The 24,111-nt window shown below is 64.0% G+C and carries 9 protein-coding genes; all 9 read left to right on the top strand.

Annotated features, from left to right (window positions below):
- The first annotated feature begins 337 nt into the window (after positions 1-337).
- The 9 genes from ACYOEI_RS39090 (at position 338) to ACYOEI_RS39050 (ending at position 24,040) form a co-directional block, all read left to right on the top strand.
- Positions 338-967, top strand: coding sequence for a sigma-70 family RNA polymerase sigma factor (locus ACYOEI_RS39090; protein ID WP_462855964.1), 630 nt, complete (start codon positions 338-340; stop codon positions 965-967).
- A complete protein-coding gene (locus tag ACYOEI_RS39085; protein WP_462855962.1) occupies positions 964-4,413 on the top strand; it encodes a WD40 repeat domain-containing serine/threonine protein kinase in 3,450 nt (1,149 codons plus the stop codon). Before ACYOEI_RS39090 ends, ACYOEI_RS39085 begins: the two co-directional genes overlap by 4 nt.
- Before the next feature lie 376 nt (positions 4,414-4,789).
- Positions 4,790-5,308, top strand: a complete 519-nt coding sequence (locus ACYOEI_RS39080) for a hypothetical protein (protein ID WP_462855961.1) — start codon at positions 4,790-4,792, stop codon at positions 5,306-5,308.
- A 260-nt stretch (positions 5,309-5,568) separates the two neighbouring features.
- A complete protein-coding gene (locus ACYOEI_RS39075; RefSeq protein ID WP_462855960.1) occupies positions 5,569-6,474 on the top strand; it encodes a hypothetical protein in 906 nt (301 codons plus the stop codon).
- 108 nt (positions 6,475-6,582) lie between these two features.
- Entirely contained in the window at positions 6,583-6,981 is a 399-nt protein-coding gene (locus ACYOEI_RS39070) for a BlaI/MecI/CopY family transcriptional regulator (RefSeq protein WP_462855959.1), read from the top strand.
- A gap of 5 nt (positions 6,982-6,986) precedes the next feature.
- Positions 6,987-9,020: a M56 family metallopeptidase gene (locus tag ACYOEI_RS39065; RefSeq protein WP_462855958.1), complete on the top strand. Its 2,034-nt coding sequence runs from the start codon at positions 6,987-6,989 to the stop codon at positions 9,018-9,020.
- 205 nt (positions 9,021-9,225) lie between these two features.
- Complete coding sequence (locus tag ACYOEI_RS39060; RefSeq protein ID WP_462855957.1) at positions 9,226-10,569, top strand: amidohydrolase family protein; 1,344 nt, start codon at positions 9,226-9,228, stop codon at positions 10,567-10,569.
- Positions 10,570-11,589: 1,020 nt separating this feature from the next.
- Positions 11,590-17,610 (top strand): beta strand repeat-containing protein, encoded by a 6,021-nt coding sequence (locus ACYOEI_RS39055; RefSeq protein WP_462855956.1) that lies wholly within the window; start codon positions 11,590-11,592, stop codon positions 17,608-17,610.
- 421 nt (positions 17,611-18,031) lie between these two features.
- Positions 18,032-24,040 (top strand): beta strand repeat-containing protein, encoded by a 6,009-nt coding sequence (locus ACYOEI_RS39050; RefSeq protein WP_462855955.1) that lies wholly within the window; start codon positions 18,032-18,034, stop codon positions 24,038-24,040.
- Positions 24,041-24,111: the final 71 nt, after the last annotated feature.

Below are 24,111 nucleotides of genomic sequence, written 5' to 3'. Positions count from 1 at the left end.
ACGGAACTGAGTCCGCTGCAGCGCAGGCTCCTGAGCCTGTTGCGAATGACGGCGGCTTATAACCGCTGACGTGGCGACCGCCGGAAATTCGGAGAAATTGAATGCCGGATGTGCGGAACGTAGGCTGCAGGCATGGCGATTCGGTTTCGCGAGAAATCACCCGAAGGGCAGATTTTTTTGATCCGTGGCCGGAATCGATCCGTCGGATGTGTTACCGTGGGCCAATCGTTGCGGGGTCCCCCCTTTTCGCAAAGATCTTGGTCAGCGATTCTGCAAAGAAGGATCCGGTCGACGACTCCGCCAAACTTGGCGAGGAATCGGTTGCCTGACAGACGTCATGTCGTTGAACGCCCCCGAGACGGAACAATTACTCGATGACGCGTCCCGCGGCGATCGCCTCGCGCAAGGAGAGCTCTTCGCGCGCTATCGCGAACGACTGAAGCGTATGATCGCGCTTCGGATCGACCAGCGGTTGCGCACTCGAGTCGACCCTTCCGACGTGGCGCAGGAAGTGCTGGTGGACGCGAGCCAGCGTCTCGAGGAGTACCTGAAAACGCGGCCGTTGCCGTTTTATCCGTGGCTCCGTCAGTTCGCGACCGACCGGCTGGCGAGCCTCTTCCGGCAGCACATACGCGCCGGGCGACGGACCGTCGCCCGCGAGCAGAGCTTGGACGCCCCGCGATCCGACCCCTCGACGGCCGCCTTGACCGAGTATCTGGTCTCGGGAGGCATCGGACCATTCCGGCAATTGCTCCGCGAGGAGCAGCGCGAGCGAGTCCGCCGGGCACTCGAATCACTTCCGGAGGGGGACCGCGAGGTCCTGGTCCTCCGACACCTCGAGGAGTTGTCGGTCTCAGAAGCGGCTGCCGTGCTTGGGGTGAGCGAGTCTGCGGCCAAGTCCCGCCACTTCCGCGCGGCCTCGAGGTTGCGGAAACGGCTCGGCAAACCGGAGGACGAGCTGGCATGATCCGTCCAGGGCCGTCCGGGTCGCCTTCGGAAGAGGACGACCCCTTCCTCGATGAACTGTTCGAGTCCCTCGTCGATTCGGTGGGTCGAGGAGAGGTCCCGGACCTCGAATCGCTCGCACAGGGGGATCCGGCTCGCGCGAGACGGCTCCGAGAACTCCTCCCCGTCGTTCAACTCCTGGCCGATCTCGAGCGGCGACCCGAATCCGAAGGTCCCCAACGAGTCGGCGTCGGGCCGCTGGAGACCTTGGGCGACTACCGGATCATTCGGCAGGTCGGCCGAGGGGGGATGGGGGTGGTCTTCGAGGCCATGCAGGTGTCGCTCGGCCGACGCGTGGCACTCAAGGTCTTGCCCCTCGCCGCGGCGCTCGACGACCGTCGGCTCCAGCGTTTCCGCATCGAGGCCCAAGCGGCCGCGCTCCTGAACCACTCTCACATCGTGCCGATCTTCGGAGTCGGGAGCGATCACGGTGCGCACTTCATCGCGATGCGCTATATCGAGGGTCGGACCCTCGCCGAGCTCATCGCCGAAACGGTGGCCGACGGCTTCGCGCCCTACACGCTGTCCGACCAGGGCACGATCGTGGCTCGCCCGCGTCTCGAGCCGGTCCGTCCGGGTCGGCCCAAAGGTCGGGTCGATCGCGGGCCGGGGTATTATCGCTGGGCCGCCCTGATCGGCCTCCAGGCCGCCGAGGCCCTCGACCATGCCCATCGCCTGGGGGTCGTCCACCGCGACGTCAAGCCCGACAACCTGATGATCGATGGCCGTGGCCATCTTTGGGTCACCGACTTCGGGCTCGCACGTCTGAAGGGTGAGAGCACCTTGACCGCGACCGGGGCGCTGGTCGGGACGCTTCGGTATCTGAGCCCCGAGCAGGCCCTCGGACGTCGCAAGGTGGTCGACGAGCGTGCCGACGTCTATTCACTCGGAGTGACGTTGTATGAGCTCATGGCCTTGCAGCCGGCGTTCGCGGCCGAGGATCGGCAGGAGCTGATCCGCGAGATCGCCCTCGAGGACCCCACACCGCTCCGCCGAATCGACCCGGCGACACCGCGTGCGCTCGAGATCATCCTCAACAAGTCGATGGCCAAGGACCCGAAAGACCGTTACGGGCAGGCGTCAGAGCTCGCCGAGGATCTGACTCGGTTCCTCGAGGACCGCCCGATCCTGGCCCGACGTCCCGGCCCCCTCGCCCGTCTCGCGCTCTGGGCGCGAAGACGTCCGACCCTGGCGACGTCCCTCGTCCTGTTGCTCGTCGTCGCAGCCCTTGCGTCCACCACGGTTGCCGTCTTACTTGGTCGCGAGCGGATCAAGACCGACACCCAACGCCAAGTGGCCCTCAAAAACCTTGGCCTGGCCGATCAACGGGCGGACGCCCTCGGGTGGGAGCTCTACGTCAGCCGAGTCAACCTGGCCTATGGTGAGTGGGTGAACAACAACGTCGCCCTCGCAAGTCGCCTGCTCGAGGAATGCCCCGAAAGCCGTCGGGACTGGGAATGGCGGCTCTGTTGGCGGCTCTGCCACTTCGAACGGCTCACCTTGCGCAATCATCGGGGGCGAATCACAGGAGTCGCCATCAGTCCGGACGGAGCCTACGTAGCCACCTGTGCCCGCGCCTTGAACGGAATTGCGTCCGAGCTCAACGTCTGGGACGCGAAGACCGGCCGAGAAATCACCGCGCTGCGAACGTCCCCGGCCGACCCGAACTTCAACGCGGCCGGGGTCGCCTACAGCCACGATAGTTCCCTTTTGGCCTCCTACGATAGCTTCGGCAATGTGCAGTTCCGGACTCCGACCGGGGAACGTCTCGTCCGCTCGTTCAGCTCTCCATCGTTCATTTATCGGAGCATGCTCTTGAGCCCTGATTTTCGGAAGCTCGTCGCAACCTACGATCGTTGGGGGCCGCAGACCCCGGTGGGTGATGGGGCTCCCGGGGTCTTCCGCGTCTGGGACGTCGCAAGCGAGCAACCCCGGGACGTCCCCAAGGCCGCGGCCGCCCCCGCCGCGCTATCCAACGTTGAGCGGAGCACCTTCGATGCGCTCGACGTGGCCTTCAGTCCCGACGGCCGACGCCTTGCCACGGCGAGTCGGGATGGGACGATCCGAGTCTGGGACCCGACGAGCCACGCCGGGCTGCTGGCGATGCGCGGGCACCGTGGCCAGGCTCATGCGGTCGCGTTCAGCCCCGACGGGAGCGTCCTGGCCTCGGGCGGCATGGACGCAACGGTCCGCGTCTGGGACGCGGCGACCGGGAGCCCCCTCGATAAACTCATGGGCCACATGTCGTTCGTCAACGACGTCCAGTTCATGCCTGATGGGAACCGGATCGTCAGCGCCGGGGACGACAATACGATCCGCGTCTGGGACCGCACGCAGGGTCGCGAGCTCTTCCGGCTCCCCGGCCACTCGAACCGGGTCGAGTACCTGGCGGTCGCGGGCGACGGACACACCATCGTCTCCGGGGGACAACTCGAGGCGAAAGTCTGGGACGCGGAGAGCGACCCCGCATCCTTGACTCTTCCGCATCCAAGTTGGGTCAACCACCTGGCGTTCAGCCCCGACGGTCGGCAACTCGTCACCGCGGGCCAGGACGGCAAGGCCAGGACCTGGGAGTCGGCGACCGGCCGTCCTCTTAAGGTCTTTCCCGCCCACACGGACGCCTGCTCCTCGGTGGCCTTTCGCCCCGACGGCAAGGAGATCCTCTCCGCGGGGATGGACAATACACTGCGGCTCTGGGACGTCGAGGACGCCACACCGTCTCGGATCCTGTTTGAGGCTCCGAAAAACCCCGCCTTCAGCACGTTCGCCGCCGCGTACAGTCTCGACGGTCGTCGCGTCGTCTCGGCCGGTCGTTTTGCGCCCGTCCGGCTGATCGATGCGGTGTCGGGGAAGGTCGAGAGGACGTTTCCCTTCGGGGGCCGGTACGTCGTCAGCGTCGCCTTCCGACCTGGCCATACCTCCTTCGCGACTGCGGAATCCTTCCAGGCTCCCACGGGACAGTTCGTCCGCCTTTGGAACATGGAGGACGGTCGCGAGCTGTCCTCGTCCCCTTTCGGGGTCGATGAGGACAACTATTCGAGAAAAGTCGGTTCGCTCGCCTTCAGTCCGGACGGCCGAAAGCTTGCCGTCGGCCTGGAAATGGACGGCCTAACTGGGGGAGTCATCGCCGTCTACGATGTGGAGACCGGCCGGACCCTCATGACCCTCCGCGATCACACGTCGGCCGTGACCTCGGTCAGCTTCAGCCCCGACGCGAGACGAATCGCCACCGCGAGCCTCGACAAGACCGTGAAGATCTGGGATCTCGCCCACGGCCGAGTAGTCTTCACCCTCCGCGGCCATTCCGCGGGCGTGGTGAGCGTCGCCTTCAGCCCAGACGGCCGGCGACTTGCCACCGGGAGCCTCGATAAAACCGCGAAGATCTGGGACGCCCCGAATCCCCGATGATCTGGGATCCATTCGGATCTCGTTGGAGGCCTCTTCCGTCGCCGCCATCGGCCAACCGAGGTCGATACTCTCGATTTCACTGAATCCCTCATGACTTGCGTCGTCGGAATTGGCCCGATTCGTCGCGAACCATCGCGATCATGCCGATCAATTAAGGTGTTGGATTGGGTTAATTTGCTGTGTAGTGTTCGCTCGGAACTTTCCTTATAATCTACACGTGGCGATATGTCGTCGTGGCAAGTGGGTGGGTCTTCCGTGTTTAATTGGGCGGCCGGGACGCCGAGAGAGTTCTTGATCGTGTCGTCCCGCGCCTTTGCTGCATATCGTCCGGAAAGCACGGGAGGACCATTCGTGATCACATCTTGGCTCGGCGGGAGTGCTCCAGGGCTCACCGATCCAGGTCGACCAGATCGCGAACACCGCGTCGACCGTGCCGAGTTTCCCGGCCGTCGCCATGAATGCGTCCGGCGCCTTCGACGTCGTGTGGGTCGACCCGTCGAACAACGGAGTCGTCGATGCTCGACAATACAACGCCTCGGGTGTTCCTCTGGGCAACGTCTTCCAAGTCAGTGGGACAGGGACTCGAGTCGATCAGGAGTTCCGCCCGGCGGATGTCGCCATCGACGCCGGCGGCAACTTCGTCGTCACGTGGTCGGCCCTGCCGAACCTGACGGCCACCAGCCACACGATTTATATGAGCTTGTTCAATTCGAGCGGGGTCCTGGTCAACACCCTCGTGGTCAACACAGACGTCAATGACGACGACGTCAAACCCGCCGTCGCCATGGACGGCTCCCACAGGTTCGAGATCATCTGGGAAAGCATCAATCAGGACGTTGATCCGGCGCCTTACGGGAACTCGCCCGGAATTTACGGCCAGGCCTATCACTTCTGATCGGGAATCCAACGGATCGCTGTTCGATCGGGCGAGCCTCTTGCGAGTCTCGGCCGATCGGACGGGTCACGGCTGTTTTGACCCCCACCTGATCTTTCCGCCGACCCCTTCTCGCAGGAGTCGGCAAGTTCGGCCACGGATGGCGCAGATCAACGTAGATGGAATGTCAAAAATCGTTGATTGGATCTGCGCCCTCTTCGGTTGGTTTCAGCACCCTGTTTTGGCCCGGAGACGGCTCGCGGTTTCCGGAAGGCCCCATAATGGAGAGAGATGATCTCTCCCGTTGGGGCCTTTCGACCATGCTGAGCGAGGAAACCCGAGAAACCCCGGCCTTCGCATGCTGTTCCGCAGGGATCGGCCGATGGTTCTGGATCGCGTGGGAGAGCGAGGCCGATGCGCGAGCCTCGTCGCCCCCCTTGGCTTCCGGATACGAAAAATCCGCCGATCGTGCCGAGGCGAAGGCCATCGAGCAGCTCGGTGACGGAATGACGCGCCTCCCCACGAAGTGGGCCTCGGCCTACCTCCGTGGCGGCAAGGTCAAGTCCCGCACACCTGAGACGGGTCGAGGGAGCGACGACACGCGTGAGGATCGTCCCCGGTCCCGGTTCGGCCGGGGGCCCGTTCCGCCCAAGCGGAGCGAGGCCGCGCCCCGACTCGCATTTCTTTATAGCGCGGCCATGCGAGAGCCGCCCGATTCGCTCGGCCATGTCGCCGTCACCCGACATCGGATCGTCAAGCAAAACGCCCGGAAAATCTACGTCGAGTGCAATCCGTTCGACGAGGACGAGTGGGCCCGCCGATCGGAACTCGACGAGGGCTCGACCGAGGAAGGGCCCAAAACACGGACACTGACCGTCGATCGCACCACTCTGAGGAAAGAGGGGCGTTTCCAATCCGGCCGCACGCATCAGTGGAAGACCTTCTACGCCAGCGAGGATGACGGGATCCGCGACGTCGAGGCCGCCTTGACGGCGAAGTACGCCTGGTGCGCCGAGCTCGGGGTGCGATTCCCCTGCTCGGTCGACACCATCAAAGCCGCCTACCGAAGGCTGGCCAGGGGCTCGCATCCCGACGCCGGTGGCAACGCCGAGGATTTCCGCACGCTCGAACAAGCCTACCGCGAAGCCCTCGCCTACTTCTCGCAAGGCGAGGGCACCAGCGTGTGATGCCTGTTCGAGCGAATCCTCGGCGTTCGGGGAATTCGATCCCGGGGATTGACTTGGCGATTCGGTGTCGCCATCATGGCGACATCCTGTAGCCGTTGGAGCGTTGAAATGAGTCTGCCCGAGGAATCCTTGTCGCCGGCCCAGCAGGAGATCATGGAGCTCATCTGGGAGCGGGGCGAGGTCGCGGCCGTCGAGGTCCGGCAACTCCTGGCGGGTGGCCGCGAACTCGCGAGAGAGACCGTACGCACCACGCTCGAGAGGATGGAAAACAAGGGGTGGCTCAAACACCGAGTGGTGGGGCGAACCTTCTTCTATTCAGCGGCCGTCCCGCGCGGGGCCACGGCGGGTCAGAAGGTCATCGAACTGATCGACAACGTCTGCGGCGGCTCGCCGGAACGGCTGATGACGGCCCTACTCGAATATCGGGGACTGTCGGATGACGAAGCGACTCGAATCGAGGCCTTGATCCAGCAAGCGAGAGACAAGAAACCAGGCCGGCGGAGCTGAGCGCCATGCCGACACTGACCGGAATCGGACTCGCGATCGCGGTTGATGTGCTGCTGCGGATCAGCGTCATCCTGATCGTCGCACTCCTGCTCGCCTTCGCCGCGAGACGGAGTGCCGCGATGAGGCACGCGGTCCTGGTCGCCGGGCTCGCCGCGGCCTATCTCATGCCGATGGCTGTGCTGCTCGTGCCGATGCTGCCTGTGTCTCGACGACCGTTCGAGTGGTTCGGCCGAGTGGGAACCGGAGGTCCAACCCCAATCGACTTGCGATCGGTGAACAGGCCGCAACAACACCCAACGGTCCTCGACCTCCCTGCCCCCGCGTTCATTCATTCGGGAGTGCGCGAGGGCGAGGTCATTGCAAAGCCCGGTGCCTCTTCGCAGCGGGTTGAGTCGTCCCTCGAAGGTCGCCGCGAAGGTTGGTTGGACGGGTCCCAAGGACGTATGACGGCTCTGGGACTGGTCTCGATCTGGATGTTCGGGGCGCTCGTCAGGTTGGCCGGGCTCGGGATCTCGTTGGTGCGTCTGCGTCGGATCGTGGCGCGGGCCCACCCCGTCGCCGGCGATCAACTCCTCTCGATGCTCCCGTGGGTCCAACGACGAATCCAGATGCGCGAAGCGCCTCGATTGTTGGAGAGTGCCGAGGTCGATGCCCCCGTCGCAACGGGCGTCGTCGGAAACGCGGTCCTTCTGCCAAAAGGATGGGCCGGGCGGTCAGGCCTCGACGAGACGTTGGCGATCCTCTGCCACGAATCCGCGCACCTCGCGAGACGTGATCATCGCGTGGTGATCCTCCAGGAGACTCTCGCGAGCGTCCTCTGGTTCCACCCGCTCTTGCTTCTGTTCAATCGTGTGTTGAATCGAGCGAGAGAAGAGGTGTGCGACAACTATGCGATCGCGGTGGTCGACCGTGCCTCCTATTGCGAAACCCTCCTGCTCCTCGCCCTCGGCGGCCAAGGCGATCCTCTCCGAGGCGCCACCTCGATGTGGTCACCTCGATGGTCCCTCGAGGACCGAGTCCGGGGGATCCTCGACGAGCATCGCCCGACGAGCACCGAGATTTCGACGGGCGCCCGCTGGCTGATCGCAATGGGATCGCTGGTGATCTGCGGCCTCGTGGCCATGCCTCGCTCGGCTGCAACGGCGTCCTCCCCTCCACCCTCGCGCGTCGGTCGCGTCGCCAGCGTCTCGACGAGAATGATCCACAAATCCTTTCCGATCGATGGGAGAGAGTGGCTCCGCGTCGAGAATCTCGCGGGGCGTGTCGAACTCGTCCCGGGGAAAGGTCCGGAGGTCGAGGTCGAAGCGATCGTCCGCGTGAGCGAACTGCCAGTGCAAGATGCGAGACGCCTGATCGACGACATTCGATGGGTCGAGGCGCCGGCCGGAGGTAGCGGATCCCGATGGGGCTTGGCCCTCCCGGAAGGCCGATACGCGATGGTCCGATACCCCGTCTCGGGGGAGTCGCCGCCCGGTATTGCGACCGTCGACCACCTTGGCCGCAGGGTCCTCCTCTCGGACCGGCCGGGCGAGTCGATCCCGGCCGTGGAATTCGACCTTCGCATCGCCGTCCCACCTCGGGCACGGTTGGCGATCGACAATGCGGTCGGACCCGTCGTCGGCGCGGATCTCGAGGCGTCGATGCGGGTGACGACTCACGCCGGGAGCCTTCAACTTCGGAACGTCCGGGCACCCGTCAACGCCGCTTCAGATCTCGGCCCCATCATGATCACGGACCTCGAGAGCGACGCCACCCTCCGCGCCGGCAGCGGGGGCATCGAGCTCACGCGGATGACGAGTGGTCGTGCGGATCTCGTCTCGCGTTCCGGCGGTTGCCGAATCGTGCAGCCGGCGAATCTTGCATTCACCTTGAAGAATCGCGGCAAACATCCGGTCATCGATTTCGCCCAAGGCATGCGGCGGGATCGAACCCCCTCCGATGGTCAACGACTTGAGTCGCTCTCTCGCGGATCGGGCGGACCGGTCATCACCGTCGATGCGGGCTTGGGCGAATGTGTCATCGAATCTGATTTTCAATAAAATAAGCTTTAATAAATAAGTCGATGTCCCGAAACCTGTTTTCTTCTTGGAAAACGGGTTTCTGATGCATTCGACGTCGACAACCCCTCGTGGGGTCTCGTTGTGGCCCGCACAGAAACCCGTTTCTAAGAAGAAAACAGATTGCGAAACGAGTTATGAAGTGGGCTTTGCATCTCCTTCCGGCACCATCACAGGAGGCAATCTCATGCAAGCGTTGCACCGGTCCGGCCGCAGAGCGGCTCGAGTCATTCTCTTTTGCCTGGTTTCGGCAGGTTCGTCGGCAATACCTGCCGGTGCCGATGCTCAGGAAGCGAAGTCGACTCCGAAGGGGACGCTCCTTCGGGCCGCGCGCCTGTTGGACGTGAAAGCGGGCAAGGTCGTCACGGATCGCGGAGTCTGGATCGAGGGAGATCGCATCAAAGAGGTCGGTCCGATCGAGGAATTACGCCGGCATGCGCCGAAAGACGTGAAAGACGTCGATCTGGGTGATGCAACGATCCTGCCCGGCCTGATCGATTGTCATACCCACCTGCTCATGAATTACTCGAAGCAGATGGGGGACGACGTCAGCATGCTGGTGACGGTCGCCCAACTCGGGACGACTCGTCGCGTCCTGCTCGGCGTGGCGATGGCACGCGAGGATCTGGAGGCGGGCTTCACGACGGTGCGCGACCTCGGCAATTCGGGCATCAACGGCGACATTGCCCTTCGCGAAGCGATCCAGGCCGGTTGGGTCGTCGGACCGAGGATTGTCGCGTCGACTCGGGCCCTGTCGCCCCCCGGGGGGCAGTTCGGCGACCTCACGACCGAGGCCCAGAAGCTCATCGAGCAGGAATACGTGGCGATCAGCGGCGTCGAGGAAGCCCGACGCGCCGTGCGGCAGGCCATCTACGACGGTGCGGATTGTATCAAGGTCATCGTCGACACAGGCCCTCGGATGCTTTCGCTGCCGGAACTGGTGGTGATCGTCGAGGAGGCCCACCGCGTCAAGAAGAAGGTTGCCGCACACGTCGCCAGCGAGCAGGCCGCGAAAATCGCTGCCGAGGCGGGCGTCGACTCGCTCGAGCACGCCTACGGCGTGCCCGACGACGTTTTGAAGATCATGGCGGAGAAGCACATCTTCCTCGTCCCCACCGATTTCCCGACCGTCGAAAGCTATACGACTCCCCCCGTCCCAGCTGAGGTGGCCCAAGGCATTCAGCACTTCATCGACGGCAACCACGACCGACTCAGGCGGGCGATCAAGCTGGGCGTCCCGATCGCCACCGGGTCCGACACCTACTTCCAAACGCCTGGGAAGACGCGCGGTCAGGCGAGCCTCGCGATGCTCCGTTCCCATCACGCGGCCGGCATGACCGCCGCCCAGGTCCTCCGAGCGGCCACCGCCGACGCCGCCGAGTTACTCGGCCTGGCCGACCGGATCGGCTCGATCGAGCCCGGGAAGCTCGCCGACCTGATTGCCGTCCCCGGCAATCCCCTCGAGGATGTGACCGCGATCGAGCGTGTGACATTCGTGATGAAGGGGGGCGTCGTCGTACCACGTCCTTGAGTCGAATTCGGTCCAACTCTCGAGGTGTGCACCCGCCCTCGGGGATCGGGATCAGGACGGTCCTGGATCGAGTGGTGGGTCCGAAATCCTTGGTTTTCGCAGGGAATCGTGCTTGGTTGACCGGATTCTTCACGCCGGGGTGAGCCACGCATAGCAATACTTCTGGGCACTCCGGGTGCCACTGCCGGTCCCGTCAGCCGAGGGAATGGCAAGGACCAAAGGGCGGCGCTATCGCCGAGACTGTTGTCAAATCCTAGATTATTGGTCGATCCGCTTGCGGCCTTTATGGTGAAGATATTGTGAAAATTTAGACCATTTTGGTATCCGTATATCTCCCGGATCGTCGGTTCTTTGAAAAAATCGAAAAGTAACGCTTTCGACGCTTGCGTTACCCCGCTTTCCACGATAACCTATCGAATTCGCGGGATTAAGCCGCATCAGACATCTGGATTTGCCATAAACGTCATATTTCCCGGGCAAGCCCCTTGCTCGAGGAGTCTACGGAAGCCAAAGGGAGGTGTCTGGTCAACTCCTCCGACCACCTTGGCGGGCATGGCAAGCTCCTTTGAAGCACGGACTTACAACAATGAGGAATATCGGCGTGGTCATCGTAGCCCCGCAGGACTTGGGACTTCCGGAGGTCGCCGTCGACCATCCCCCCCCGTCCTCGTCGATTCACCCGTAGCGAGGTTCGGGACCGAATCCCCGACGCGTCACGAATCGTCTCGCCAACCGTACTTCATCGCCTTGCCACATCCCTTCGACCGCGGTGGGGATGGAGTCGTGCAGGACGCCTAGCGTCCTCGGCAAGCGAAGGTCGGTCGGGACTCCACCTCTCGGAAGGAACGCATGCCGGCCCTTCCGGGCAGCGGGCAGTTTTGCCGAGGAGCCTCGTAACCGACAGGCGTTCTTCACCCCCCCGGATGCGATTTGGTCAGTCCTCGTGACGCATGAAGAATCCATGCGGCGATGGACTTGCGTATATCGGTGACGAGCATCCGAAGAACAAGGACCTACCCGATGCACCAGTTTGGCTGGCTCAAGAGCCTGAGATCCGTCTTGGCCGCAGGTCGCGTGTCCTCTCTCGGGAGGACGCCGGGTCGGTTGCGCGGCTCGCAACGGACCGCTCGACGATTGGCGACGCTGGAGTCCCTCGAACAGCGCCTCGTGATGAGCGCCTCCGCGGGAGACAACCGATACTTCGGTGCCATCGCGACGTCCGGCCAGATCAATACCTATACCTTCACCCTCGCGGCACCGACGCCGGTCTGGTTCGACAGCCTCACGTCGTCGAACCGGTTGACCTGGAGCGTTTCCGGGCCGCTGGGGTCGTCCGACACCCGGACGTTCGATTCGGGCGACGCGTATTTGGGGTTGGAACCCGCGGGGACCTATACGGTCACCGTCGCCGGTAAGGGTGATTCGACGGGGTCCTTTGCCTTCCGCGTGCTGGACATGTCCGCGACCGCGACGTCGCTAACGCCGGGGACGGCCACCACATCCGCTTTGAGCCCCTCCAACTCGGCGAATCTCTACAAGTTCTCGGGGACCGCCGGGTCGACGATCTTCCTCGACAATACGGCGTTCACGACGACCGATCCCGGCGGAGTCTCGGGGAATTGGACGCTCGTCGACCCGTTCGGCGCCGTGGTCTTCAGCGACACCATGAAGACCGATTCGGGGCGGTTAACCCTCGCCTCGACGGGCAACTATACGCTCGTCGTGGCGGGTGACATCGCCGCCACCGGGACGGCGAGCGATAGCTTTAACGTCCGCCCCGTCGCCGACACGACGGCCGCGCTGAGCCTGGGCACGACCGTCTCGGGCAACGTCGCTGCGGTGGGGCAGGTCAAGAACTACACGTTCACGCTCGCGGCGCCGACGCGGGTGTGGTTCGACAGTCAGACGAGCGACAGCCGGCTCTCCTGGACATTGAAGGGGCCGCAAGGGACGCTCGCCAAGTCGATCCCCTTCTCCTCGGGTGATCAGAACCCGGGCCTGCTGCCGGCGGCCACGTACACGCTCAGCGTCGCCGGCACCGGCGACTACACGGGGGGCTTCTCGTTCAACCTGCTCGACCTCGCGAGCGCGACGTCGATCACCGCGGGCACGTCGTCAGTCCCGACTGGCGCCACGGTCGCGGGGACGCTGCCCGCGTCGGTCCCGACGAAGCTGTACAAGTTCAATGCGTCGGCGGGCGATAAGCTGTCGTTCCACAACGTCGGCTACGCGGGAGACCCTGCGACCTGGCAACTGCTCGACCCGTTCAACAAGGTCCTGTTCAAGTCGGGGATGGGGAGCGACGTCGCCAACTTGGCGATCGGCGCGTCAGGGGCCTACACGCTCGTCTTGTACGCCCCGCTCGGTACCTCGGTCACGCCGACCTACAGCTTCCAGGTGAACTGGCAATCCAACACGGCCCCGGCCCCGATCACGGGTACGGCGCTGACGCTCGGCAACCGTGTGGCGACGACCGTTGGGGTGAGTGGCGTCGACTCGTACAAGTTCACGTTGGGGTCGCCGAGCCGGCTCTGGTTCGACAGCCAGACGAATCAGAGCGTGTCCTGGACGCTGGTCGGCCCGCAGGGGACTGTTGTCAATATCCGGCCGTTCGCTTCCGACGACCTGAATCTCGGCCTGCTGCCGGCGGGGACGTACTCGCTCAAAGTGAGCGGCGGTAGCGGGACGGATTATTCGTTCAACCTGCTCGACTTCGCGGCCGCGACCCCCGTCACGACGGGGGCCGACGTCTCGGACACGCTCAATCTCGTCGGCCTCACGAAGCTCTACTCGTTCTCGGGGACGGCAGGGTCGAAGATCTTCCTCGACAATACGTTCTACCACAATACCCAGTTCTTCCCCGACGCGGCATCCTGGACGCTCATCGACCCATTCGGCGCGACGGCCTACTCCAACGGCCTGGCCAAGGATTCGGGTCGACTGACCCTCGGCACGACGGGCACGTACACGCTCGTCGTCCAGGGCCGTCTCACGGACCCCGGCGCGACGAGCTATACCTTCAACGTCCGCCCCGTCTCCGACACGACGGCCGGCTTGACCGTCGGCACGCCGGTCACCGGCACCCTCGCGAATCCAGGGCAGGTCAACAACTACACCTTCACGCTCGCCACCCCGACCCACCTCTGGTTCGACAGCCGGACGTCGGGCGGCAAACTCCTCTGGACGTTGAAGGGGGCGCAGGGGACGATCGTCAAAGGGACCTCACTCCCTTCCGGTGACCTGGATGTGGGACTTCTCCCGGCCGGCAGCTACACGCTCACCGTCCTCGGCTCGGGCGACTACACGGGCAATTACGACTTCAACCTGATCGACTTCGCGACCGCGACGGCGACGACCATCGGTACCGACGTTTCAGGGACGTTGGACCCTGCCAATTCCGCGAACCTGTACCGGTTCTCGGGGGCGGCCGGATCGACGATCTATCTCGACAGCTTCGACTTCTCCACGAGCGATCCCTCGGGGTTCGCGGGGACCTGGACGCTGATCGACCCGTTCGGAAACGTGGTCTTCAACAACAGCTTCAAGACCGACTCGAGCCGGATCACCTTCGAGACGTCGGGCACGTACACTCTCATCGTCCAAGGGCATGACGACTCGACGGGGACCGGGGGCTTTGCGTTCAACGTCCGGCCCGTCACGGAGACGTCGACCGCATTGACCATCGGCACGGCCGCGACTGGGAGCATCACCAGCCCCGGTCAGAGCAACAACTTCACCTTCACCCTCGCCACGCCGACGCGGCTCTGGTTCGACAGCCAGACGTACGACAGCAACCTGATCTGGACCTTGAAGGGGCCGCAGGGGACGGTCGTCTTTTACAGGGCCTTCTCCTGGAACGACTCGGTCGTCGGGTTGCTGCCGGCCGGCAGCTATACGCTCTCGGTCTACGGCGTGGGCGACTACACGAAGAGTTATGCTTTCAATCTGCTCGACATCGCGGCCGCGACGCCCATCACCCCGGGGACGTCGAACTCGGGGACGCTGAATCCCGGGACCTCGACCAGGCTGTACCAGTTCTCGGCGACCGCCGGGTCCACGATCCTCGTCGACTTCACCGCCTTCTCCACGACCGACCCGATCGGATATTCCGGGCGCTGGGCCCTCTACGACTCGTTCGACAACTTGGTTGTCGAGAACGTCTTGACTGACGACTCGGGGCGATGGACCGTCCCCAGGACGGGCACTTATACACTTGCGGTTCAGGGAGAAATCTACTCGAGTGGCAACGCGAGCTATACGTTCAACGTCCGGCCGGTCACCGACACGACGAACGCGTTGACCCTCGGCACGGCCGTCAACGGTAACATCGGCAGCCCCGGTCAGGGCAACGACTACACGTTCACGCTCGCGACCCCGACCCGGCTCTGGCTCGACAGCCGGACGAACGACGGTAGCATGACCTGGGCCTTGAAGGGGCCGCAGGGGATCCTCGTCTACGCGACGTCGCTTGCTCAGGACGACCAGAACCTCGGGCTGCTCCCGGCCGGCTCGTACACGTTCAGCATCCGCGGCATCGGCGAACATCTCGGCAACTACTCATTCAATATCCTCGACCTGGCGAGTGCGACGTCCATCACGGCCGGGACGGCCTCGGTGCCGACCGGGGCGACGGTCTCGGGAACGCTGGGCGCGTCGAGCCCGACGAAGCTGTACAAGTTCACGGCGTCGGCGGGCGACACGATGGCGTTCCACTCGCTCAGCTACACGGGGGACGCCGCGACCTGGCTACTGCTCGACCCGTACAACAAGCTGCTGTTCCAGTACGGCATGGGTAACGACATCGGCGTGGGGCAGTTCGCTTCCTCGGGGACGTACACGCTGGTGCTCTTCGCGAAGCTCAGTGATACGGTGGCCCCGAGCTACAGCTTCCAGGTGAACTTGCAATCCCACACGGACCCGGCCCCGATCACGGGTACGGCGCTGACGCTCGGCAACCGCGTGGCGACGACGGTGGGGGCGAGTGGCGTCGACTCGTACAAGTTCACGCTGGCGTCGCCGACCCGGCTCTGGTTCGACAGCCAGTTGGGCGCGAGCGTGACGCTGACGTTGGTCGGGCCACAAGGGGCGGTCGTCACGAATCGTTACTTCTATTACGACGACCAGGACCTCGGGATGCTGCCGGCCGGGACCTATTCGCTTAAGGTGAGCGGGTCGGCCGGGGTGGCTTATGCCTTCAATGTGCTCGACTTCGCCGCCGCCACCGCGGTCACGCAGGGGACTGCCGTCTCGGACTCGCTCAACCCCGCGAATTCAGCCAAGATCTACCGATTCTCGGGGACCGTCGGATCTACGGTCTTCATCGACAACACCTCCCTTTCCTCCAGCGATCCCAACAACCCCGTTGGTAGTTGGAGTCTCTTCGACCCGTTCGGCGCCCAGGTCTTCGACAACGCCTTGAATGTCGATTCGGGTCGGATCACGCTCGGTGCGACGGGCACTTATACCCTCGTCGTCCGAGGGTATCTCAACGCCTCGGGTTCGGTGAACTATGGCTTCAACGTCCGACCCGTCAACGATACGACGTCCACGTTGACGATCGGGACGCCCGTCACCGGCAACGTCGCCAGCCCCGCGCAGAACAACAACTACACGTTCACGCTCGCCGCCCCGACCCGGCTCTGGTTCGACAGCCGGACGAACGACGGCAGCCTGAGCTGGTATCTGTCAGGACCGCAGGGGACGGTGCTCGGCGGGGGCGCCTTCTCGTACGATGACCAGAGCCTCGGCTTGCTGCCGGCCGGTAGCTATACGCTCACCGTCCCGGGCGGGGGCGACTACACGGGCGGTTACACCTTCAACCTGCTCAACCTCGCGACCGCGACGGCAATTACCCCGGGCACCTCGGTCTCTGGGACATTGAACCCGGCAAACTCGACGAACCTGTACCAGTTCTCGGGGACCGCCGGGTCCACGATCTTCCTGCAGAACACGGCCTTCTCCACGACCGACCCCAGCGGTTTCGGGGGTGTCTGGAGCCTCCTCGACCCGTTCGGCTATCAGGTGTTTAATAGCTCGATCGGTAACGACTCGGGTCGGATCACCCTCGGCGCCACGGGGACCTATACCCTCGTTCTCCAAGGGGCGGTGAAGGCGACCGGGACCGAGAGCTACACCTTCAACGTGATCCCGGTCACCGACGACCTCCTCCAACTCTGGGGGACCACCGGCGACGACAACATCACGGTGCAATACCTCGACGCCACGACCCGGGATGTGTACCTGAATGGGTATCTCCAGGGGACTCTCACTGGGACGGCCCCGCTCACCATCAACAGCCGATCGGGCAACGACACGGTGACGATCATCGGCACGAGCGCCGCGGATACGTTCACCGTGACGCCCAATTCGGTGTCCCTCGGCGGTGCCGCGATCGTGTTCGCGAACAACCCGAATCGGATCGTGGACGGCTCCGGGGGTGATGACGTCTTCAACTACAGCGGCGTCAACTCCAAGCTCCAACTCCTGGGGGGTGCTGGTCTGGACACGTTCAAGGCCGCCGACGGAGCAAGCGTCCTACGGATCGATGGAGGTGCGAATGGTGGGATCCTGGACGAGTCGTCGAGCAGCGTGGGGGTTGTGCTGGACGTTGCGGGCGGTAAGGTGACCGGCGTGAGTCAGGTCGCGAACATCACGAGCGTGGTGGGAAGTCCCCGCAACGACGCCCCATTGGGGATCCCTAAGACGGTGGCGACGCCCAAGAACGTGACATACGTGTTCACGGTCGCGGACTTCGGTTTCATCGATCCCGGCGACACGCCTGCGAATGCGTTGCTGTCGGTGAAGGTTGTGAGCTTGCCCGGAGCGGGGAGCTTGACGAACAACGGAGTCGCCGTCGCTGCCGGGTCGACGGTGCTGGCGAGCGACATCGCCGGGGGCAAACTGAAGTTCATCCCTGCGTCGAACGCGACGGGCGCCCCGTACGCGAGCTTCACGTTCCAGGTTCGGGACAACGGTGGGACCGCCAACGGCGGGATCGACACTGACCCGACCGCCAGGACGCTCACGATTACGGTGAGCTAAGCAGAACGGTCTCGTCCCCCTCGGACAGCCCGAGGCAGTACCAAAGGCCCGCGGCCCGTCTACCATGACGGCCCGCGGGCCTCTTCGTTGCCATCGGCCGCGTCGACAAGGCCAAGGGGGTGGGATCGTCAGCAACGCGTCGGAGCCTGGAGTCGTACCGGCTGTCGCCGAAGCCGATTGGGGAGGCCGAGGGCGAGGAGGCGGGATCCTCCGTTGTGGCTGAGCGAGTACTTCATGCCTCCCTTCCCCGGACCGGACGTGGTTCCGCATTGCATTCGTCGGTTGTCACGCCCCTTTCACGATTCATAAATTAACATATTCCTGAATTAATGCGAACAGGTGGGGTTGCTTGCCATCAGTAGCCTAGCTTCGGTAGAATTGCCGTTTTTCATAAAGACTTGAAGCTGAAGGATCTTCCTTGATGTGCCGACTTGGCTGGCTCGAGGGTCTGAAACACGTCTTTGCGGGTGATCGCGCGTCCTCACGCGTGAGGCCCGGCGGGCGGCCCCGCGGCCTGCGACGGTCGGCGCGGCGATTGGCGACGATCGAGGCCCTGGAGCGACGTCTCGTGATGAGCGCCACACCGGGAGACAACCGCTTTTTCGGCGCCGTCGCGACGCCCGGTCAGGTCGACACCTTTCATTTCACGCTTGCCGCCCCCACTCAGCTCTGGTTCGACAGCCTGACCGCGTCGAACCGGCTGACCTGGAACCTGTCCGGTCCGCAGGGGACGTCGGCTACGAAGACGTTCGACGAGGGGGACACGTTCCCGGGGTTGGAGCCGGCGGGCACGTATACCGTCACGGTCTCCGGCCTAGGCGACGCGACGGGATCTTTCGCGTTCCGCGTGGTCGACATGTCGACCGCGACGCCGCTCACGCCGGGGACCGCCACCTCGGCCTCGCTGAGCCCCGCGAACTCGACGAACCTGTATCAGTTCACGGGGACGGCGGGGTCCACGATCTTCCTCGACAATACGGCGTTCACCACGACCGATCCCAACGGGGCCTCGGGGACCTGGACCCTCGTCGATCCGTTCGGCGCGGTGATCTTCAGCAACGAGATGAAGACCGATTCGGGACGCCTGACCCTCGGCGCGACGGGTACTTACACGCTCGTCGTCGCGGGCGACGTCGCCGCCACCGGCACTGCCAGCGATACCTTCAACGTCCGTCCCGTGACGGACACGACGGCCGAGTTGAGCCTCGGGACGACCGTAACGGGCAATGTCGCCGTGCCCGGGCAGGTCGACAATGTCACGTTCACGCTCGCGACGCCGACTCGGGTCTGGTTCGACAGCCAGACGAACGACGACCAACTCTCCTGGACTTTGAGGGGGCCGCACGGGACGTACGACAATTCGATCCCGTTCTCCTCGGGGGACCAGAACCCCGGGCTGCTTCCCGCGGCGACGTACACGATCAGCGTCGTCGGCGCCGGTGACTATACCGGCGGATACTCGTTCAACCTCCTCGATGTGGCGGGAGCGACGTCTATCACGGCCGGGACGGCCTCGGCCCCGACGGGTGCCGTGGTCACGGGGATCCTGTCCGCGTCGGTCCCGACGAAGCTCTACAAATTCGACGCATCGGCGGGGGATACGCTGTCGTTCCACAACATCAGCGATGCGGGGGATGCCGCGACCTGGCAGCTGCTCGACCCGTTCGGCAAGGTGCTGTTCAAATCGAGGATGGGGAGCGACTTCGGCGGCGTGGCGATCGGGGCGACGGGGACCTATACGCTGGTGCTCGTCTCCGCGCCGAGTCTTGTGGTCGCGCCGAGCTACAGCTTCCAGGTGAACTTTCAATCGGATTCAGGCCCAGCTACGGTGACGGGGACGGCGCTGACGCTCGGCAACCGGGTGGCGACTACGTTGGGAGCGAGCGGCCGGGATAATTATCAGTTCACGTTGTCGTCACCGAGCCGGCTCTGGTTCGACAGCCAGGCGAGCACGGATGTGTCTCTGACGTTGGTGGGGTCGCAGGGGACCCTCGTCGAGGACCATCCGTTCGCTTCCGACGACCTGAATCTCGGCCTGCTGCCGGCCGGGGCGTACTCGCTCCGGGTGAGCGGAGCGAGCGGGACGGAGTATGCATTCAACGTGCTCGACTTCGCGGCGGCGACCGCCGTCACACCGAATGCCGACGTCTCGGGCACGATCAACCTCGTCGGCCTCACGCAGCTCTATTCGTTCTCGGGGACCACGGGCTCCAAGCTCTTCCTCGACAACACATTCTCCTCCCCCAACGCCGCCGACTGGACGCTCATGGATCCGTTCGGCGCGACGGTCTTTGTCGGCGATTTGTCCACGGATTCGGGTCGTCTGACCCTCGGCACGACGGGCACCTATACGCTCGTCGTCCAAGGCCATGTCGACATCCTCGACGAGTCGAGCTATACCTTCAACGTCCGACTCTTCTCCGATACGACGGCCGAGCTGACCGTCGGCACGCCGGTCATCGGCGACCTCGCGAATCCGGGGCAGGTCAACAACTACACCTTCACTCTCGACACCCCGACCCACCTCTGGTTCGACAGCCGGACGACGGACGGCGAGCTCCTTTGGACGTTGAAGGGGTCGCAGGGGACGGTCGTCAACGGGACCTCGCTGCCATCCGGTGACGTGAATGTGGGGCTGCTCCCGGCCGGCAATTACACGCTCACCGTCATCGGGTTGGGCGACTCTACCGGCAGCTACAACTTCAACCTGATCGACTTTGCCAAGGCGACGGCCATTACCACCGGGATCAACGTTTCGGGAACATCGGATCCCGGTAATTCTGCCAATCTCTCTCAATTCCCGGAGACGGCCGGATCGACGATCTATCTCGACAGCATCGACTTCTCGACGACCGATCCTTCGGGTCTTGCGGGGACCTGGACGCTGATCGACCCGGTTGGCAAGGTGGTCTTCAACGACAGCGTGATTTCCGATTCGAGTCGGATCATCCTTGGCGTGTCGGGCACGTATACCCTCGTCGTCCAGGGGAATGACGACTCGACGGGGACCTCTCGCTATGCGTTCAACGTCCGGCCGGTCGAGGATACAACGACGGAATTGACCCTCGGCACGGCCGTCGACGGCAACATCGCCAGCCCCGGACAGGCCAACAACGACACCTTCACCCTCGCGGCGCCGACGTGGCTCTGGTTCGACAGCCGGACGGACGACAGCAATCTCGTCTGGACCCTGAAGGGTCCACAGGGGACGGCCGTCTCTTCCCAGGCATTCTCCTCGGGCGACTCGAAGACCGCGTTTCTGTCGGCCGGAATCTATACGCTCACGGTCCTAGGCGTGGGCGATCACACGAACGGTTATGCTTTCAGATTGCTCGACATGGCAGCCTCGACGCCCATCACTCCGGGGATGTCGGCCTCGGGGACGCTGGGCCCCGCGAACTCGACAAATCTGTATCAGTTCTCGGAGACCGCAGGGTCCAAGGTCTTCGTGAATTTCACCAATTTCTCCGCGACCGACCCGAGCCGGTATCATGGGGTCTGGGAGCTCTTCGGCCCGACTGGCAACTGGGTCAACGAATACGGCTTCACGGAAGACGCAGCGCCGCTGACCCTCCCCGCGACCGGCACTTATACACTTGCCGTTGAGGGAGATCTCCAAGAGAGCGGCACCGCGAGCTATACGTTCAACGTCCGGCCGGTCACCGACACGACGACCGCGTTGACCCTCGGCACGGCCGTCAACGGTAATATCGGCAGCCCCGGTCAGGGCAACGACTACACATTCACCCTCGAGACTCCGACCCGGCTCTGGCTCGACAGCCGGACGAACGACGGTCGCATGGCCTGGGATTTGAAGGGTCCCGAGGGGTTCCTCGCCTACTCGACGCCGCTTTCAAAGGACGACCAGGACCTCGGCCTTCTCCCGGCCGGCGACTACACGTTCACCATCCATGGCGTCGGTGACCATATCGGCGGCTTCTCATTCAACATCCTCGACCTGGCGGGCGCGACGACCATCACGGCAGGGACGGCCGCGGTGCCGACCGGGGCGACGGTCTCGGGAACGCTGGGCGCGTCGAGCCCGACGAAGCTGTACAAGTTCACGGCGTCGGCGGGCGACACGCTGGCGTTCCACTCGATCAGTGATGAGGGGGATGCCGCGACCTGGCAGCTAATCAACCCGAGCAACGAGGTGCTCTTCCAGGCTGGCATGGGTAGCGATGTCGGCGACGTGGCGATCGGTTCGACGGAGATGTATACGCTGGTGCTCTTCGCGAAACTTGGTGATGCGGTGGGCCCAAGCTACGGTTTCCAGGTGAACTTGCAGTCGCACGCCGACCCGACGCCCGTCACGGGCACGGCTCTGACGCTCGGTTCACCGGTGACGGGCACGGTGGCGGCGGGTGGAGTCGACTCGTACACGTTTACGCTGGCGTCGCCGAGCCGGTTGTGGTTCGACGCCCAGACAAATGAATCTGTATCGCTGACGCTGGTGGGGCCGAAAGGGATCGCCCTCATTAGTAGCGATACTCACTTCGAGAACAACGACCAGAACCTCGGATTGATGCCGGCAGGGACGTACTTGCTTCAGGCGAGCGGGTCGGCCGGGGCGGCTTATTCGTTCAACCTGCTCGACTTCGCCGCCGCGACCCCGGTTACTCCTGGGACTGCGGTCGCGGTTTCGCTCAACCTCGGCGATTCCACCGAGCTCTACCGATTTTCGGGTTCCGTCGGAGCGACCTTCTACTTTGATAACATATCAACCGACGTTTATGACAGTCCCTATGGTCAGTGGAGTCTACTCGACCCATTCGGCAACCAGTACTTCGACGAAGACTTGTATCAAGATCCTGGGCGAATCACCCTCACTTCGTCGGGGACCTTTACCCTCGTCGTCCAGGGGGAAAGTTATGGCCCAGGCACGGCGAGCTTCGACTTCAACATCCGACCCGCCGATGATACGACGACCGCGTTGACACTCGGGACGCCCGTCACCGGCAGCGTCGCCAACCCCGGCCAGGACAACCACTTCACGTTTACGCTCGCCGCCCCCGCGCCTCTCTTGTTCGATACTCGGATCGACTCCGGCAGCAACCTGACCTGGGATTTGACTGGGGCGGCGGGAGGAATGGTCAACAACGGCTACTTCTGGGGCTATGTCTTTAGCCTCGGGTTGCTGCCTCCCGATACCTACACGCTCACCGTTTCCGCAGACGGGGACTACACGGGCAGTTACCTCTTCAACCTGCTCAACTTCGAGGACGCGACGACCATCACGCCGGGGACGACGACCTCCGGGTCGCTGAGCCCCGCGAGCCCGACGATGTTGTACCAGTTCACGGGGACCGCCGGGTCCACGATCTTCCTGCAGAACACCGCCCTCTCCACGACCGATCCCGGCGGGATCGGTAGCAGTGTCTGGACCCTCATCGACCCGTTCGGCAACCAACTGTCTAACGACACCCTCAGCGACGACCCGGGGCGGATTACCTTGGACGCGTCGGGGACCTATACCCTCGTCCTCCTTGCGGATAGTAAGGCGGCCGGTACCGAGAGCTACACCTTCAACCTCATCCCGGTCGTCGACAACCTCACCCAGCTCTGGGGGACCACCGGCGACGACGCGATCACGGTGCGATACCTCGACGCCACGACCCGGGACGTGTATCTTAACGGCGACCTCCAGGGGACGCTGACCGGGACGGCCCCGCTCACCATCGACGGCCGAGGGGGAAATGACACGGTGACGATCATCGGGACGAGCGCCTCGGATACGTTCACTGTCACCCCGACCCGGGTCTCGCTGGGGGGCGTCGCGGTCGCCTTGGCGAAGGTCCCCAATCTGATCGTGGATGGCTCCGGCGGTGACGACACGTTCAACTACAGCGGAGACAACGCGGGCCTGCAACTCCTGGGAGGGGCGGGGCTCGACACGTTCAAGCCCGCCGACGGTGCGAGCGTGCGGCGCATCGACGGCGGGGCTGACGGCGGGATCCTGGACGAGTCCGCGAGCAGCGTCGGGGTCGTGCTCGACGTGGCGGGCGGGAATGTGACCGGTGTGAGCCAAATCGCGAACATCACGAGCATGGTGGGGAGCCTCCGTAACAACGCCCCGGTGGGGATCGCGAAGACGGTGACGACTTCCCGGAACGTGGCGTACGTCTTCACGGTCGCCGACTTCGGCTTCATCGACCCCGGCGATACCCCTGCCGATGGACTCCTTGCGGTGCGGATCGCCAGCCTGCCGGGGGTTGGGATCCTCTCGGATGACGGAGTGTCGGTGTCGGTGGGCGATCTGGTGCTGGCGTCGGACATTGCGTCGGGAAAGCTCCGGTTCATCCCCGCGGCCGGTGGTACGGGTGCTCCGTATGCGAGTTTCAAGTTCCAGGTCGTGGATAACGGCGGAACGGCGAACGGCGGGATCGACACTGACCCGATCGCCAGGACGATGTCGATCGTGGTGAGCTGAGCCGAGCAGGACGGGCTCGATCACTTCGGATACCAGTGATCAAACGAGAGGCCCGCGACCCGTGGTGGACA

The organism is Singulisphaera rosea, assembly GCF_054877945.1.
This window is presented reverse-complemented; position numbering and strand designations above follow the sequence as displayed.